Origin of the sequence: Pseudorhodoplanes sp. (assembly GCA_032027085.1) — a bacterium.
Classification (GTDB): Bacteria; Pseudomonadota; Alphaproteobacteria; order Rhizobiales; family Xanthobacteraceae; genus Pseudorhodoplanes.
In genome coordinates, this window is the sequence record JAVSMS010000001.1 from 1,118,841 (window position 1) to 1,134,874 (window position 16,034).

Here is a 16,034-nt window from a genome sequence, read left to right on the forward strand (position 1 = left end):
AACCGGCTGCCAAGGACTTTAGACAAATTGAAGCGACAAAAATTGGACCCCCGGAATGGTCATCCCGGGGGTCCGAAGCAGGCAATGCTGTTGCCGGAGGCGCTTACTCGGCTTTCTCCTTGTCCTCGGTGGCGCGCTTGAGCGCGGTGCCGAGAATGTCGCCGAGCGTCGCCCCGGAATCTGAGGAGCCGTATTGCGCGATGGCTTCCTTCTCTTCCTGCACTTCCAGCGCCTTGATCGAGACAGAGACCTTGCGGCTCTTGCGATCGAACTGGGTGACGCGGGCGTCGACCTTCTGGCCCACCTGGAAGCGCTCCGAGCGCTGATCGCCGCGATCGCGGGCGAGATCGGCACGGCGGATGAAGGTCTCGAGATCGGTGCCGACGATCTTCACGTCGAGGCCGCCTTCCTTCACGTCGATCACTTCGCAGGTCACGACGTCGCCCTTCTTGAGTTCGCCGGCGGCGCCCTCTTCCATCGGGTCGCCCGCAAGCTGCTTGATGCCGAGCGAGATGCGCTCCTTCTCGACATCGACGTCGAGAACGGTCGCCTTCACCATGTCGCCCTTCTTGTATTCCTCGATTACCTGCTCGCCCGGACGCTTCCAGTCGAGATCGGAGAGATGGACCATGCCGTCCACGTCGCCGTCGAGGCCGAGGAACAGGCCGAATTCGGTCTTGTTCTTGACTTCGCCTTCCACGATCGAGCCGGGAGGATATTTCTCGACGAACACTTCCCACGGATTGCGCATGGTCTGCTTCAGACCGAGCGAGATGCGGCGCTTGACCGGATCGACTTCGAGGATCTGAACTTCCACTTCCTGCGAGGTCGAGACGATTTTGCCTGGATGCACGTTCTTCTTGGTCCAGGACATTTCGGAAACGTGGATCAGGCCCTCGATGCCCGGTTCCAGTTCGACGAAGGCGCCATAGTCGGTAATGTTGGTCACGCGACCCTTGAACTTGGCATGGACCGGATACTTCGCCTCGATGCCCTGCCACGGATCGTCGAGCAGTTGCTTCATGCCAAGCGATATGCGGTGCGTCTCGTGGTTGATCTTGATGATCTTCACCTTCACCGACTGGCCGATATTGAGCACTTCGGTCGGGTGATTCACGCGGCGCCAAGCAATGTCGGTGACATGCAGCAGGCCGTCGATGCCGCCGAGATCAACGAACGCACCGTAATCAGTGATGTTCTTGACCACGCCGTCGATCACCTGACCTTCTTCGAGATTCTGCACCAACTCCTGACGCTGCTCGGCGCGCGTCTCTTCCAACACGGTGCGGCGGGAGACGACGATATTGCCGCGACGGCGATCCATCTTGAGAATCTGGAACGGCTGCGGCGCGTTCATCAGCGGGGTGACGTCGCGGATCGGGCGGATATCGACCTGCGAGCGCGGCAGGAAGGCGACGGCACCGTCGAGGTCGACGGTGAAGCCGCCCTTGACCTGATTGAAGATGACGCCATTGACCTTCTCGTTGCTCTTAAAGGCCTGCTCGAGCTTGCCCCAGCTTTCTTCGCGGCGGGCCTTGTCGCGCGACAGGACGGCTTCACCGAGCGCATTCTCGACGCGCTCCAGGTAAACCTCGACTTCGTCGCCAACCTTGATTTCGGTTCCGCGTCCGGGGCCGGTGAATTCACGGAGCGCCACGCGCCCTTCGGTCTTCAGTCCGACGTCGATAATGGCGACGTCCTTCTCGATGCCGACAACGGTCCCCTTGATGACCGAGCCTTCCTGCAGGTTTCCCGAAGTAAAGGACTCTTCGAGCATCGCAGCAAAATCTTCACGCGTGGCAGCCTGGGCCATGAAATCTCCTGAGTGCGGTGCGCCGGGTGGGACAAAGGGCGTTCCGAGCGCACGGGCCAATGGCCCCGCAAGACCAGTGACAGCCGCCTGCATGCAGGCGGATCGGCGCTTCACGCCGTTCGTTCGGAACGATGGTTTGTTGCCGAAGCCTCCGGAAGAGGCGGCGCGAGACGGGCTATCCTCCAACAGCGAAGGGCGGTTAAGCCGGCCTTCGGCCCGCTCGAGCGGCCTCGACAATGTCGATGGCGGCTCGGACGGCTGCGTCTATACCTAAATGGGTGGTATCGAGCAAGTATGCATCGGGTGCCTGTTTCAAGGGTGCCGTGGCGCGGCCCATGTCGCGGGCATCGCGTGCGTGGATATCAGCCAGAACTGCCTCCAGATCCGGGCTTTCTCCCCGCCCCTGCAGCTCCAGGACGCGGCGCCGGGCCCGTTCCTCGGCGCTGGCGGTCACGAAGATTTTCACGTCCGCGCTGGGCGCGATCACGGTGCCGATGTCGCGCCCGTCTATCAGGGCACCGGGTTTCGACTGCGCGAAGCTGCGCTGGAATGCGACCAATTCGGCCCGCACCTCGGGGATTGCGGCCACCAGAGAGGCCGCCTTCGCGACCTCGTCGCCCTTCAGCACGCTCTCATCATAGCGCAAGGGGTCGAAGACCTTGGCTGCGGCAATTGCTGCGGCCTTGTCGTCCGCTGGCTTGCCGGCCTCGAGCACGGCTTTCGCGACCCCACGATAGAGCAATCCGCTGTCGAGATGTTTGTAACCGTAATGCGCCGCCAGCCGCTTCGCGAGCGTGCCCTTGCCGGAAGCCGCCGGGCCATCGATCGCAATGATCATGACAGATCCGCGCCTAGGCCGCGCATCATGTCGGCGAAACCGGGAAAGCTCGTGGCGACAAAACCCATATCATCGACGCCAACCGGCTGCTCACTCGCCAATCCCATCATCAGGCCGGACATCGCCAGACGATGATCCATATGCGTCGCAACGACGCCGCCTCCGGGCACATGGCTACGACCGTTCACAACAAGATCATCGCCTTCGATGGCGACGTCTACGCCGTTGATGCGCAACATATCGGCGGTCGCGGCGAGACGATCGGATTCCTTCACACGCAATTCGGAAAGACCGCGCATGCGCGTCACACCCTGCGCGAAAGAGGCCGCGACGGCCAGGATCGGATATTCATCGATCATGGATGGGGCTCGCGCCGCCGGAACCTCCACACCGTGCAAGTGCGAGGAATGAATCCGGAGATCGGCGACGTCCTCACCTCCTTCGTGACGTGCGGCGAGAATTTCAATTCTGGCCCCCATTTCACGGAGCGTCTGGAACAGACCCGTCCGCAGCGGATTCATCATCACGCCTTCGACAGTCACATCCGAACCCGACGTGATCAAAGCAGCGACGATCGGAAACGCCGCAGAGGATGGGTCAGCGGGAACTGCGATCGGCGCCGGCGCCAGCTCTGGCTGTCCCTTGAGCGTGATCTTACGGCCATGCGCGCCGTAGGGCTCGACCCCGATGGCCGCGCCGAAATGCGTAAGCATGCGCTCGGTGTGATCACGGGTCGCCTCCTTCTCGATCACGACCGTTTCACCAGGCGCTGCCAGCCCTGCGAGCAGCACCGCCGATTTCAACTGTGCAGAAGCCGCGGGCGGCTCATAGACAATTGGAATGGCGTCCCGCGCCCCCTGCAAGGTGAGCGGGAGGCGACCGCCATCGGCGACGTTCACGGCGCGTGTGCCCATCCGCTCCAATGGATCGAGGACACGCCGCATCGGACGCTTGCGCAGCGATGCGTCCCCGTCGAAGGTCACCGTGATCGGGCAACCCGCCACCGCGCCCATGACCAGACGGCAACCGGTGCCGGAATTGCCGAGATCCAGCGTGCCCTCTGGCTGCCGGAAACCGCCTATCCCGACCCCCTGGACCGACCAGACGCCTTCATCTTCACGATCTACCCAGGCGCCCAATGCGCGCATGGCCTGAGCGGTATTGAGAACATCCGCACCTTCCAGCAGTCCGGTGATCCTGGTCGTCCCCACCGTCATGGCGGCCAAAATCAGCGCCCTGTGGGAGATCGACTTGTCGCCCGGCACCCGCACGCGGCCCTGCAATCCCTGCGATTGACGGGCGGTCAGGGGCGTTGAAACCTGCGCGTGATTCAAAAGGTTAATCCTCTGTTGGAGCCGGAAATGTGGGCGCCCTCCTAGCATGGGGCCCGGCTGGGCGTCATCCGGCACACAATGGCGCGAGTCGCCGAAAACATGTGGCGGGCGCTATTGACAGGGGCTTTGCAAGCGGCCAATTGAAGCCCCTCATTTTCCGAAGGCCTCCGAGGATCACCCGACCGTGGCAAAGTCAGAGCTCGGCACCAAACGCGTCTGTCCGACAACCGGACGCAAGTTCTACGACCTGAACAAGGATCCTGTGATCTCTCCATACACAGGCGAGATCGTCCCTGTCGCGCCGCTTGTCACGCGTGGCCGCCCCGAGGCGGTCAAGGCTCCCGCGGCGGAGAAGGAGCAGGAGCTCGAAACCGCCGATACGGAGACCGCAGAATTCGTCTCGCTGGAAGATGCGGACGCGGAAGCGCAGGGCAAGAAGAAGCCCATGAGCGAGGCGGCGGACGCGGATGACGATATCGAAGTCGAAGACGACGACGAAATGGACGATGCGACCTTCATCGCCGACGAAGAGGAAGGCGACGATGACGTGACCGACATCATCGGCGACGGCATTGAGAAGGAAGAAGAGAGTTGATATTGGGGTTGCGGATGTCGCCGCAGCCTCCGCGAATGTCCAAGCTTCGCGGCGAATAGGATTTTTAGGGGCCATAGCTCAGCTGGGAGAGCGCTTGCATGGCATGCAAGAGGTCGGCGGTTCGATCCCGCCTGGCTCCACCAACCTTCGCCGCTTCGCAGCTGCGGTTGGCAAGCTAACCAAGCCAATCTTCGCGGACACCTTCAGAAACAGACAAATTTCGTGCGGCGGCAAAGGTCGCCCGCCGTAAGGCGGGCAGATCGGCCGCTTCGCGGCTCGGGTTGGCAAGCCAACCTTCGCGGGCGGCTTCAGAAGCGGACAAACATTCGCGAAGGTTACCCGCAGCAGCCCGGAGGGCAAAGGCGGGCAGATCGGCCGCTTCGCGGCTCCGGTTGGCAAGCCAACCTTCGCGGGCGGCTTCAGAAGCAGACAAACTTCGCGAAGGGTTGCACGCAGCAGCCGGTAGAGGCGAAGGCGGGCCAGATCGGCTCAGCTCCGATCCCGATGAAATCCGTTTACTTTTCCTTCAGAGCATTGACCATCCCGCAGACCTGCGTCGGGTGACGGATGACTTAGGGTCCGAATTGGGGTCCATAACGGCGGCGTTCGCCGCATACGACGAAATACAAGCCTTGGCAGCTTGTCACCTATGCCGCTTTTTCTGAAGCCAAGGCCATTTAGTTCGAACGCCATGTGAAAACGGCCTCCGGACGAGCCTACGCCAAAAGCGCCTACGGTAGGTCAATTGCTCCGCAATGCGGTTGGCGCACTTTTCGGTATCCTCGTTTGCGGCAACTGGCGGTAGGATAGACGCGGTTGGTATGGGGGTCGGATGCTGGGAAAACGCCTGAGCGGGGCTGCCGCTGCGCTGTTCCTGATAACGGCGACGCCGGCCTTTGCCGCAATCGAAATCCAGTGGTGGCACGCGATGCCCGGCGAACTCGGCCGCGAGGTCGACCGGCTCGCCGCCGACTTCAATGCGTCGCAGACCGATTTCCGGGTCGTCCCGATCTACAAGGGCCTCTATACCGAGACCATGACGGCGGCGTTGTTCGCGGTTCGCTCCCGTCAGCATCCGGCGATCGTCCAAGCCGCGGAAGTCGCAACCGCGACCATGATGGCGGCCAAGGATTCGATCTACCCGGTTTTCGAGCTGATGCGGAACGAGCGGGTCATCTTCGATCGCAACGCCTACCTGCCGGCCATCACCAGCTATTATTCGGACGTCAACGGCAACCTGCTGTCATTCCCGTTCAATTCGTCAACGCCGATTCTCTATTACAACAAGGACCAATTCCGTCTTGCCGGGCTTGATCCGGACAAGGCGCCGGCGACGTGGCCCGAGGTGGAAGCTGCGGCGCAGGCACTGCGTGCCAAAAACATTCCCTGCGGGTTCACGACAGCGTGGCCGTCGTGGACCAATGTCGAGAATTTTTCCGCATTCCACAATTTGCCGATCGCCACGCGGGACAATGGTCTTGGCGGATTGAATACCGAACTGATGATCAACAACCCGGCGGTCATCGCGCATATCGCCGCGCTGGCGGAATGGCAGAGAACCAAGCTGTTCGATTACAGCGGGCGCACCAATCAGGCCGAGCTGAAATTCCACAGCAGCGAATGCGGCATCATGATCGGCTCCTCGGCCGCGCGCGCCGACATCATCGCCAACGCCAAATTCGAGATCGGCTACGGCATGCTGCCCTATTGGCCGCATGTGGAAGGCGCGCCGCAGAACTCGATTATCGGCGGCGGCAGCCTGTGGGTGCTGAAAGGACGGCCGGAAGCCGAATACAAGGGCGTGGCGCGATTTTTCGCCTTCCTGTCGCGCGCCGATGTCCAGGCCAGTTGGCATCAATGGACCGGCTATTTGCCCATCACCCGGGCCGCCTACGAACTGACGCGCACAAACGGGTTCTACGACCGCAACCCCGGCACCGATATCTCCATCCGCCAAATCACCCTCAATCCCCCGACAGCGCATTCCAAGGGCCTGCGGCTCGGCTCCTTCGTGGTGATCCGGGACATCATCCAGGACGAGCTGGAACAGGCTTTCAGTGGCAAAAAATCGGCCGAGGCGGCCCTCGACGACGCGGTGCGGCGCGGCAATATCATCCTGCGGCAGTTTGAGAAAGGCGCGAGGTAGCCGTTTCAGACTCGATACCGTTCGACCGCAGCGACGTTCCATGTCATGCCGTTGCCAGGCCGCTCCGGGATCAGGACGTGACCGTTCTCGATTGCGAATGGCTGTTCAAGAATCTTGTTGGCCCAGTCGACATATTCGAGAAAATGACAGGTCGGCGTGGTCGCGAGCAGATGCGCGCTGATCTCCGGATAAAGATGCGAAGACATCCCGATCTGCCATGTCGCAGCGAGCGCTGCCGCACGCTGCCAGCCGGTGACGCCGCCGATACGCTCAAGATCCGGCATCACGAAATCGCAAGCCTGTGCATCGAGTGCAGCCTGCATCGCACGACTGCCGGAGAAATTCTCACCGATCTGGATCGGCACATCAAGTTCGCGTGCAAGCGTCGCATAGGCGGTGTAATTGTCATGGCGGATTGGTTCTTCAATCCATCCAACGCCTTCACCGTCGAGAGCACGGCAGCGCACTTGCGCTTCGGCAAGGTCCAAGGCCTGGTTATAGTCGACGAGCAGCGAGACATCGGCGGGAATGCGTGCCTTGACTGCGCGTACAGCCGCCAGATCTTCGGCCAGCGTCGCATAACCGAGCCGCAACTTCACGGCGCGAAATCCCCCGGCAAGCAGGGCCTCTGCCTCGTCCGCGAGCTTGTCGGCGGGCATCAGGCCAAGGCCGCTCGAATTGTAGGCGGGGATCGGCCTGGGCCGGGAGCCGAGCAGTGTTGCCAGCGGCAATTCCGCTGATTGCGCCAGTGCATCCCAGGCGGCCATGTCGAAGCCGGCCGTGGCCATCCGCACGATGCCTTCGTTGCCGATCAGAACGAACCGCCTCGCAAGTTTGCTCGACAGCTCGGCCGGCGTGAGCGCGTCGCCCTTCACTGTTGCCAGTACGGCCTGCAAGATGCTCGCGACCGCAGGAAGCGCCTCCCGCAGATAGCACCACACGTAGGAATGTCCCGTGATACCTTCTTCGGTCTCAAGGCTGATGAGAAGAAGGGGCGCCTTGGTGATGACGCCACGACTGGTGCCGAGCGGAAATGTCATGGGCACTTCCACGCCCAAGGCTCGAATTGCACGAATGGTCAACGGCTGACGGCCGGGCATGGCCAGTCCCCCCGATCGCTCTCTTGCCACCCCCTTGGAGGGAGCCCGCCTATTCCTTGAATAACCGCTGTCCTTCTACCATATTGGGGGCGGACGTTCGGTAGGTTTGCCGGGCGCCCGGGGGTGCCTGATTGGGCCCTGTCAAAGTCGCTTTCTGCGAGGGCTTTGAGATGTCCAGAGTGCCATCGTTATCGAGTCCGTTTTTGTTGGGCTTTGACGAGATCGAGCGGGCGCTCGACCGCGTCACCAAGGCCTCCGACGGTTACCCCCCTTACAATATCGAGCGCCTGCCGCGCGACGAGCGCAACCCTGAACGGTTGCGGATCACGCTCGCGGTCGCGGGGTTTACCCTCGACCAGCTCGATGTCTCGGTTGAAGAAAATCAACTCGTCATCCGCGGCCGCCAGGTCGAGGACAAGAGCCGGCATTTTCTCCACCGCGGCATAGCGGCGCGCCAGTTCCAGCGCACTTTCGTGCTGGCAGACGGCATGGAGGTGCTCGGCGCCGATCTGAAACACGGCCTGCTGTCGATCGATCTGGCGCGGCCGCAGCCGGAACGACTTGTGCGGACAATCTCGATCACACCGCACGATTGATTGAACGGAACGAACGTCTGAAGGGGGCGTTGAGGAAAAGGAGAAGGCCATGACCAACGAACCGTTGATCTTGAAGCCGACGATGTCGCCGCAGGATTTTGCCAGCTTGGGCGGGGGCAAGATCGCCTATGTGAAACCCATTCGCTCCGAAGAAGTGAATGAGCTGTTTCCACAGGCGCCCGAACTGCAGCCCGGGATGCAGCTGTTTGCGCTGCATGCTGCCGACGGCACGCCGATCATGCTGACCGACAGCCGTGAAGCGGCCGTCGCCAATGCATGGAGCCACGAACTCGAAACCGTGAGTGTGCATTAAGCGCGACGATATCCGCGCAAAGTTTTCCATCCTCCGGTGTGAACGGAACGACCTCCTCGTCCGACGAACGGATGAGGAGCGTCGTGCCATGCCCATACTTCTCTCAAGGTCGCGCGGCCATTGGCCGCAACTCAGTGACAAGGATTTTGCCGTCCTCGGCGGCGCGCGCATCGCCTATATTAAGATGGCGCGTTCTGAAGAGGTGGCGTTCATCTGCCCTGACGCGCCTTTTCTCGCTCCGGGACAGAGGGTTTTCGTTCTGCATGCCGCCGACGGCACGCCAATCCTGGTGACGAACAGCCGCGAGGCGGCGATCGCCAATGCGGCGAGCGAAAAGCTCGAAACCGTCAGCCTGCACTGAACAGGCAGCTATCATTTCTGAAACGGTCAGACCGTCGTCGAGGGGGTCATCGTCAGCACGGCATAAAGCGCTTCCGCGTCGCGCGATTCACGCAGCTTGTTGGCGATCTCCGGATCGCGCAGCAGACGCGCCACCTGCGCCAAGGCCTTGAGATGATCGGCGCCAGCCCCTTCCGGCGCCAGCAGCAAAAACACGAGATCAACCGGCTGCCCGTCAAGCGACTCGAAATCGACCGGCCGGTCGAGGCGCGCGAACAAACCGAACAGACGCTCAAGCTTCGCCAGTTTGCCATGCGGGATGGCGATGCCGTGTCCAATCCCGGTCGAGCCCAGCTTCTCGCGCTGCAGCAGCGTTTCGAAAATCACGCGCTCGTTCAGGCCGGAAAGCTCGGCCGCGCGCGCAGCAAGTTCCTGTATCGCCTGCTTCTTGCCGTTGACCTTGAGCGCCGGAATGACGGCGGCCTGGGCAACGATATCAGTGATCGGCATAAAACGGTCCGGGAGTCCGTTGCGGTGGTAGCGAATTGGTTGGAAGGCGGCGGACCATAAGGACGGCCCGCCACGGCGTCAATGGCTGCTTTTACCTGTCATGACGGGTGTTCGAGCGATCCCACGCCGCAAAAAACCTTGTTTCATCGCGGCAAAGCGGCGCCCTGCTTCTCCCGGCGACGCTGCACAGAAGACGCAATGCGCATGCCTTCGCGATATTTTGCGACGGTGCGGCGCGCGATATCGATTCCCGACTCACGAAGTTTCTCCACGATCGTGTCATCCGACAAAATATTGTCGGAGGTTTCGGCATCGATCATCAGCTTGATTCGATGGCGGACGGCTTCCGCCGAATGAGCCTCTCCGCCATCCGCCGACGCGATGGCGGAGGTGAAGAAATACTTCAGCTCGAAGATCCCGCGGCTAGTCGCCATGTATTTGTTCGCGGTGACGCGCGATACCGTCGATTCATGCATTGAGATCGCATCAGCCACGGTCTTGAGATTGAGCGGACGCAGATGCTGAACACCATGAACGAAGAAGGCATCCTGCTGTTTCACGATTTCGGTCGCTACTTTCAGAATTGTGCGGGCGCGCTGATCGAGAGCGCGGATCAGCCAGGTGGCGGATTGCAGTTGCTGCGCCAGATAGGATTTGTCGGCGGGCGTGGCGGTCTTGGAGACCCGTGCGTGATAGCTCTGATTGAGGAGAATGCGCGGCAGCGTGTCAGAATTCAGCTCAACCGCGAATGATCCGTCCGGCATCTGCCGAACATACACATCCGGAACGATCGCCTGGATCGTTGCGGAACCAAATGCGAGACCCGGCTTCGGGTTGAGTTGCTTGATCTCGGCGATCATGTCGACGAGATCCTCGTCGTTCACGCCGCAGATCTTGCGCAGCGTTGCCAAATCCCGCTTGGCCAGAAGATCGAGCCGGCCGAGCAAGGCCTGCATCGCCGGGTCATAGCGGTTGCGATCCTGCAGCTGGATCGCCAGGCATTCGCTGAGATTGCGCGCGCAGATGCCGGAAGGATCGAATGTCTGCAACAGCGACAGAACGGATTTGACCTCTGCCTCCGGCGTGCCGAGCTTTTCGGCAACCTGCGCCAGATCGCCGGACAGGTAACCCGCCTCGTCCACCAGATCGATCAGATGCTGACCGATCATGCGCCGCGCCGGATCGGACTCGGCCAGGGCGAGCTGCTCGGCGAGATGTTCGGCTAGCGTCCGTTCGGCAGAAGCGAACGCCTCAAGGCTGTATTCACTGTCATCGCGGCCGCCGGTGCCAACGCTCGCCCATTCCGAATAGGCGGCCACTACATCGTCATTGCGGGCGGAGGCATTCGCCTGGTCCCCGTCCTCCGGGAACACATTGTCGAGCCGGGTGCCAAGCCGGTCTTCCAGGGCATCGCGGCCCGCCAGGCTTTCTTCCATCCAGTCGCCGGGGCCCTGGTCCTCTGAACCGCTCTCAGGCGCTTCCCCGGCCCCGTCCGCCAAGGAGAAAGCCTCCGGAACCGAGGGCTCATCGTCGGCGGCCCGCTCCAGCAGCGGGTTTTTCTCAAGCTCTTCCTCGACATAGGCCCCCAAATCGAGATTCGAGAGCTGCAGCAGCTTGATGGCCTGCATCAGCTGCGGCGTCATCACGAGCGCCTGGCTTTGGCGGAATTCGAGACGGGTAGTCAGTGCCATGGGCCGTTCATAGCGCCCCGGCACGATTTGTGCATGTGGAAAATGGCCGCCTGCCGGATTTAAGTTAAATCCGATTCAGAGGCGGAATTCCTCACCCAGATACAGGCGGCGCACGTCCGGGTTGTTGACGATGTCTTCCGCCCGTCCCTCCATCAGGACCTCGCCGGAATAGATAATATAGGCGCGGTCGGTCAGCCCTAGCGTCTCGCGCACGTTGTGGTCCGTGATCAGTACGCCGATGCCGCGCTGCTTCAGATGATGCACCAACTGCTGGATATCGCCGACCGCGATCGGGTCGATGCCGGCAAACGGCTCGTCGAGCAGCATGTAGCTCGGCCGGCTAGCCAGCGCGCGTGCGATTTCCACACGGCGCCGCTCACCGCCCGACAGCGCAATCGACGGCGATTTGCGCAGGCGCGTGATGTTGAATTCATCAAGCAGCGCGTCGAGATCGCGTTCCCGGCGCTTCTTGTCGGGTTCGACCACCTCCAGCACCGCGCGGATATTTTCTTCCACATTCAGGCCGCGGAAGATCGAGGCTTCCTGCGGCAGATAGCCGATGCCTAGTCTGGCACGCTGGTACATCGGCAGCCCCGTGACATCGTGACCATCGAGTTCGATGCGGCCGCGATCGGCTTTGATCAGCCCGGTGATCATGTAGAATATCGTGGTCTTGCCAGCGCCGTTCGGACCAAGCAATCCGACCGCCTCGCCGCGGCGAACATACAGGCTCGCGCCTTTCACCACCTTGCGGGTGCCGAAAGTTTTCTCGATGCCGTGCGCCGCGAGATAGCCCTGCTTTACGGGCGCGCGCGGCGCCGGGATGCGACGCGGCGATTCAGATGCCGGGCGCGGAGGTTCGAAGCGCTTTGGCGCCTCCGCTATCGTGCGGGTTTCGGCGACACGCGGATCGTATTGGGGCGGCTGGTCGTATTGCGCGGGCGGTTCATAGCGCGACGCCGGACTGTATGGCTGTTCGGTTGCCGGATAAGACGGCTCATAGGGTGCGTGCCCATCCAGCGGCGGCGAGTCAAATCGCGGCGCCGGCGGTTCGTAAGGTTGCGGATCGTGGCGCGGCAGCGATTCGAAACGCGGGATGACGTCGGTCACCCTGGCGGGCGCCTTGGTGTTGCCGACGAGCCCGCCAATTTTTTCCAGTTCCTGCCGCCAGTTGCCCGACGAGGATTTCCGCCGGCGCGGCGGGACGCGACGCTTGCGTCGGAACAGCGAAAGAATGTCGAGCACGCATGGCCCTTCAGGCTGACGGTCGCTGGCACGGTCATAGTCGAAAGCCCCGGCGACTTTCAACGGCGCTGCCCGCGACAGATTATTCGCGGATCAGTTAATAAAGGGGCGAGAGGCTAGATTGTGGCCGCGGGGTGGTCCCTTTGGGGGATGGTTTATTCTGGCCGGCGGGCGCGGATTCCGGCTTGGAGTCCTTGGAATCCTTGGAGTCTTTGGCGTCCTTTGAACTCGGACTGAACATGCCCTGGACCCGTCCCTGCCCGGCTTCGACGCGCGCATGGCCGGTGGCAACGTCCACAATCAGGCGGTCGCCGCGCAGGACGTTCTGCCCCTGAGTGATGACAACCCCGCCGGTCATGGTGATGGTATTCGACTTCATGTCGAAAATGCCGGTCTGACCAGTGGCGGTCTGTTCCTTCTGCGTGACGACGACGCCGCCTTTGGCCTCGAGCCGGCGAATCGATTGTTTGCCGCCGGGGCCAGGCTGCGCCGCTTTCATCCCGCCCTTGGACTCTTCCTGATCGTAATAAACATCCAGCGTTTTGCTGCGCAGCGTCGTGTCGCCCTGCTTCACAATCACATTGCCGCTGAATGTCGCTCTCTTGTCCTTGTCACGGACTTCAAGCGTCGCCGCCTCGATGTGAACCGGCTGGTCCTTGTTTTGCGAAAAGCCCTGCAGCGCGTTCGGCACGCCGGTATTTTGCGCCGCTGCGACCGCGCATCCGATCAGCAATAGGGACGCCGTCAAGCATCCGCGCATCGTTGCAACAATCATTTCTGAACGCCTGCATTGGTCGCCGGTGCGGCAGTCTGCCCCATGCCGCGGTTAAGCGCATCCGGCGTCAGCGTCATGTTCACGCCGCCGCCAAAACGGATCAGCGCGCCGGTGTCGGTCACTTCCAGGCGATTGGCGTTGAGCGTGCCTTGCAGCATCTTCACTTGGACCGGCTTTTCGGAAACGATCGTGCCCTTTTTGATATCGACGACGGCTTCGGTGAGAATCCCCTGATAGCCGGTCGACGACGACAGGACGATCTTCTGTCCCAGAGTCAGCAATTCCGCCTTGGTGTCGTAATTGCCGTCCACTGCAGTCATTTCCACCGTGGTCTTGTCCTGCATATCCACCTTGGCGCGTATTTCCTTCAGCTCAACCATGTTCGGCTTCTTGATGTCCTGCGCCGCCGCCTTGGCCTGGATCTCATAGGCGCGCGCGTCACGCGTGACGCCCGCAAGCCGCGGCGCCTCCATGGTGATTTTCGATCCAGACACCACCAGCGTTCCGAGATCGTTCGGCAGCTTGTAGACGAATCGCAGAGGATTGAAGAATGTCGAGACGATGATCGCCACGACGACGACCGCGATCGCGACTGGTATCGCCCACCGCATGAAGCGGACATGGCGGCTGTGACGCGCGGCGCCCCGAAAGGCGGCATCGTTGTCCGACGGCGCGCGCTGGGCGGCATAGCCCGGCGTCCTCATGTCCCTCGATCCGACAACCATCTGGTTCATTCTGGGCAGCCATTCCGTGCTGAGAATCGTCGCCCGACGTAGGTTACTGCCCGGCTGGGGGAAAATCCCCCGGGAATATGGCTGTGCCGCGGCGGCAAGGCCTCAGGAATGAGAAAAGATGTCCTCGGCGGCCCAGCCCTGCAGATCAAGGCGCGCGCGATCGGGCAAAAACCGGAAACAGGCTTCCGCCAGCTTCTGGCGGTCCTCGCGGGCCAGCAGGGCGTCGAATTTTTCCTTCAGGCCATGCAGATACAGCACGTCGGAGGCAGCATAGGCCAATTGCGCCTCGGACAGAACCTCGGCTCCCCAGTCTGACGATTGCTGCTGCTTGGACAGTTCGATTCCCAGAAGCTCGCGGACGATGTCCTTGAGGCCGTGCTTGTCGGTATAGGTGCGGGTGAGCCGCGAGGCGATCTTGGTGCAGTAAACCGGCCCCGGCATCACCCCGAAGGCGTTGTACAGAGCCGCCAGGTCGAAGCGGGCAAAGTGGAAAATCTTAAGGATGTGCGGGTCGGCCAGCAGCCGCTTGAGATTTGGCGCATCCTTGGCGCCGCGCGGAATCTGCACCACATCGGCCGAGCCATCGCCTGGGGAGAGCTGCACCACGCACAGACGGTCGCGGTGCGGGTCGAGCCCCAGGGTCTCGGTATCGATGGCAACCGCGCCCTTGTAGAGGGAAATATCAGGAAGGTCGCCGCGATGCAGTCGGATGGTCATTCCGGTTTCGTCGCCCCGTTGCGGCGTCAAAGGCCAGGACGGAACAGACGCATCTGCCCCCTGAGCTGTTGATAATACGGGATTTTCCCGATCGCATGAAAGGGCTGTGTATCAGCGGCCTGCGCCCGTCGCAACCCTTGGTCATCCAGGGCGACTTTGCGGCCGATGCGCGGCCGCTGGTCAGTGCTTCTTGGCGGCCAGACGATGTACGAATGCGATTGTCGCCCGCGTCCCCTTCTCCCGCGCGCTCTCCAACGCGAAGTCGGCCTGAGCGTTCTCTCGCAGCATTTGAATGACAAGCGCCGCGAGCTTGCCCTTGACCGGCCATGTGAGTCCGGCCGGCAGGCCGATGCCGTCGTCGGCGACCACGACCAGGAAACGGTCATCGTCCTCAAGCACGCAACGGACGGTGATTGTCCCCGTTTCGCGTCCTGCGAATGCATGCTTGAACGCGTTGGTCATCAACTCGTTGACGATCAAACCCACCGGCATCGCGATGTTGATCGAGGCGGGTGCATGATCGACCTTCAGGTCCAGCCTGAATCCTTCAACGGCGTAGGCGTGCATGACAGCGGATGCAATCTCACTGACGTAATGCCCGAGATCGACGGCTTCGCCTAAGCCTTCAGCAGTCAGGTCATGGTAAAGTAATTGCAGGGTTTCCACGCGCCCGGCGAGCTTGTCGAGATCGACCGTGGCTCCCCTTCGCTGATTGCGCGCATCAAGCCGGATGAGCGCAGTCAGCAGCTGAAGATTGTTCTTGACCCGATGCTGCAGCTCCTTGAGCAAGATGTCCTTGTCGCGGAGCTGCCGCGCGAGCTCTTCACGTTGCACCTTTTCACGCTCGGTCGCATCGATGAACGCCACTATGCGGTATGTCCTGCTGGCGTCGTCGTTTTCGATGAGGCCGGAGAAAGCTTCGACGATGGTGAAATTCGGTTGCTCGCGCGTGAATGTTCCGACGAAGTCATCCTGGGCGGGCAGAACTTCGCTGAATGCAAGGTGCGGCGGGTCTTCCTGTCCGAACGCATCGAGAACCGACCAACCTTGTCCACGAACTTGCGAACCTGTCTGGCCGGTTAATGTCTCGAATGCCTTGTTCACGTAGACGATGCGCTGATCGCCACGCACGAGCTTCGATACTGCAATCGCAAATGGCACATGGTCGAGGAACAGCCTGAACTCTTCGTCCTGGACCGCATCCAACAGATCGAGAGCGTCGAACAGATCGTCGATCTGCTGAAAAACCTCTCGGCCGGCTTGGTCCTCTCGATGCGGCATGAGAACA

General features: G+C 61.6%; 16 protein-coding genes and 1 tRNA gene. 6 read left to right on the forward strand and 11 right to left on the reverse strand.

The features are described 5' to 3' along the window. Window positions 1-103: 103 nt before the first annotated feature. The 3 genes from rpsA to aroA all read right to left on the reverse strand — a co-directional run bounded on the left by rpsA (window position 104) and on the right by aroA (window position 3,985). A complete protein-coding gene (gene rpsA / locus RO009_05400) occupies window positions 104-1,813 on the reverse strand; it encodes a 30S ribosomal protein S1 (protein MDT3684462.1) in 1,710 nt (569 codons plus the stop codon). Between the two features lie 199 nt (window positions 1,814-2,012). Further along, window positions 2,013-2,651, reverse strand: coding sequence for a (d)CMP kinase (gene cmk, locus RO009_05405; protein ID MDT3684463.1), 639 nt, complete (start codon window positions 2,649-2,651; stop codon window positions 2,013-2,015). After that, a complete protein-coding gene (gene aroA, locus RO009_05410; protein MDT3684464.1) occupies window positions 2,648-3,985 on the reverse strand; it encodes a 3-phosphoshikimate 1-carboxyvinyltransferase in 1,338 nt (445 codons plus the stop codon). The genes cmk and aroA overlap by 4 nt, the downstream gene beginning before the upstream one ends. A 184-nt stretch (window positions 3,986-4,169) precedes the next feature. Between aroA and RO009_05415 the strand changes: the two genes are divergently transcribed. The 3 genes from RO009_05415 to ugpB all read left to right on the forward strand — a co-directional run bounded on the left by RO009_05415 (window position 4,170) and on the right by ugpB (window position 6,726). Next, on the forward strand, window positions 4,170-4,580 hold the full coding sequence (locus RO009_05415; protein MDT3684465.1) for a TIGR02300 family protein: 411 nt from the start codon (window positions 4,170-4,172) through the stop codon (window positions 4,578-4,580). Between the two features lie 67 nt (window positions 4,581-4,647). Next, window positions 4,648-4,723: transfer RNA gene (locus tag RO009_05420), tRNA-Ala, on the forward strand. Between the two features lie 689 nt (window positions 4,724-5,412). Next, window positions 5,413-6,726, forward strand: coding sequence for a sn-glycerol-3-phosphate ABC transporter substrate-binding protein UgpB (ugpB, locus tag RO009_05425; protein MDT3684466.1), 1,314 nt, complete (start codon window positions 5,413-5,415; stop codon window positions 6,724-6,726). A gap of 5 nt (window positions 6,727-6,731) precedes the next feature. Here ugpB and RO009_05430 read toward each other — a convergent pair whose 3' ends face one another. After that, window positions 6,732-7,766: an enolase C-terminal domain-like protein gene (locus tag RO009_05430; GenBank protein MDT3684467.1), complete on the reverse strand. Its 1,035-nt coding sequence runs from the start codon at window positions 7,764-7,766 to the stop codon at window positions 6,732-6,734. Window positions 7,767-7,996: 230 nt separating this feature from the next. Here RO009_05430 and RO009_05435 point away from each other — a divergent pair, with 230 nt between their 5' ends. The 3 genes from RO009_05435 (at window position 7,997) to RO009_05445 (ending at window position 9,096) form a co-directional block, all read left to right on the forward strand. Beyond that, window positions 7,997-8,422, forward strand: coding sequence for an Hsp20 family protein (locus RO009_05435; protein ID MDT3684468.1), 426 nt, complete (start codon window positions 7,997-7,999; stop codon window positions 8,420-8,422). Window positions 8,423-8,471: 49 nt separating this feature from the next. Further along, complete coding sequence (locus tag RO009_05440; GenBank protein MDT3684469.1) at window positions 8,472-8,735, forward strand: DUF1150 domain-containing protein; 264 nt, start codon at window positions 8,472-8,474, stop codon at window positions 8,733-8,735. Window positions 8,736-8,823: 88 nt separating this feature from the next. Beyond that, window positions 8,824-9,096 carry a DUF1150 domain-containing protein gene (locus RO009_05445; GenBank protein MDT3684470.1) on the forward strand — a complete coding sequence of 91 codons (273 nt, stop codon included), beginning with the start codon at window positions 8,824-8,826 and terminating at the stop codon, window positions 9,094-9,096. 26 nt (window positions 9,097-9,122) lie between these two features. Here RO009_05445 and ptsN read toward each other — a convergent pair whose 3' ends face one another. The 7 genes from ptsN to RO009_05480 form a co-directional block, all read right to left on the reverse strand. Further along, window positions 9,123-9,584, reverse strand: a complete 462-nt coding sequence (ptsN, locus tag RO009_05450) for a PTS IIA-like nitrogen regulatory protein PtsN (GenBank protein ID MDT3684471.1) — start codon at window positions 9,582-9,584, stop codon at window positions 9,123-9,125. A 143-nt stretch (window positions 9,585-9,727) separates the two neighbouring features. Continuing rightward, window positions 9,728-11,275: an RNA polymerase factor sigma-54 gene (rpoN, locus tag RO009_05455; GenBank protein MDT3684472.1), complete on the reverse strand. Its 1,548-nt coding sequence runs from the start codon at window positions 11,273-11,275 to the stop codon at window positions 9,728-9,730. Window positions 11,276-11,350: 75 nt separating this feature from the next. Further along, window positions 11,351-12,520 (reverse strand): LPS export ABC transporter ATP-binding protein, encoded by a 1,170-nt coding sequence (gene lptB, locus RO009_05460; GenBank protein MDT3684473.1) that lies wholly within the window; start codon window positions 12,518-12,520, stop codon window positions 11,351-11,353. 97 nt (window positions 12,521-12,617) lie between these two features. Then, window positions 12,618-13,295 (reverse strand): LptA/OstA family protein, encoded by a 678-nt coding sequence (locus RO009_05465; protein ID MDT3684474.1) that lies wholly within the window; start codon window positions 13,293-13,295, stop codon window positions 12,618-12,620. Further along, the gene (gene lptC, locus RO009_05470) at window positions 13,292-13,999 is read right to left on the reverse strand and encodes an LPS export ABC transporter periplasmic protein LptC (GenBank protein MDT3684475.1); all 708 of its coding nucleotides are present in this window, start codon (window positions 13,997-13,999) and stop codon (window positions 13,292-13,294) included. The genes RO009_05465 and lptC overlap by 4 nt, the downstream gene beginning before the upstream one ends. A gap of 132 nt (window positions 14,000-14,131) precedes the next feature. Continuing rightward, window positions 14,132-14,746, reverse strand: a complete 615-nt coding sequence (locus RO009_05475) for a ribonuclease D (protein ID MDT3684476.1) — start codon at window positions 14,744-14,746, stop codon at window positions 14,132-14,134. Between the two features lie 180 nt (window positions 14,747-14,926). After that, a complete protein-coding gene (locus tag RO009_05480) occupies window positions 14,927-16,027 on the reverse strand; it encodes a histidine kinase dimerization/phosphoacceptor domain -containing protein (GenBank protein MDT3684477.1) in 1,101 nt (366 codons plus the stop codon). Between the last annotated feature and the right edge of the window lie 7 nt (window positions 16,028-16,034).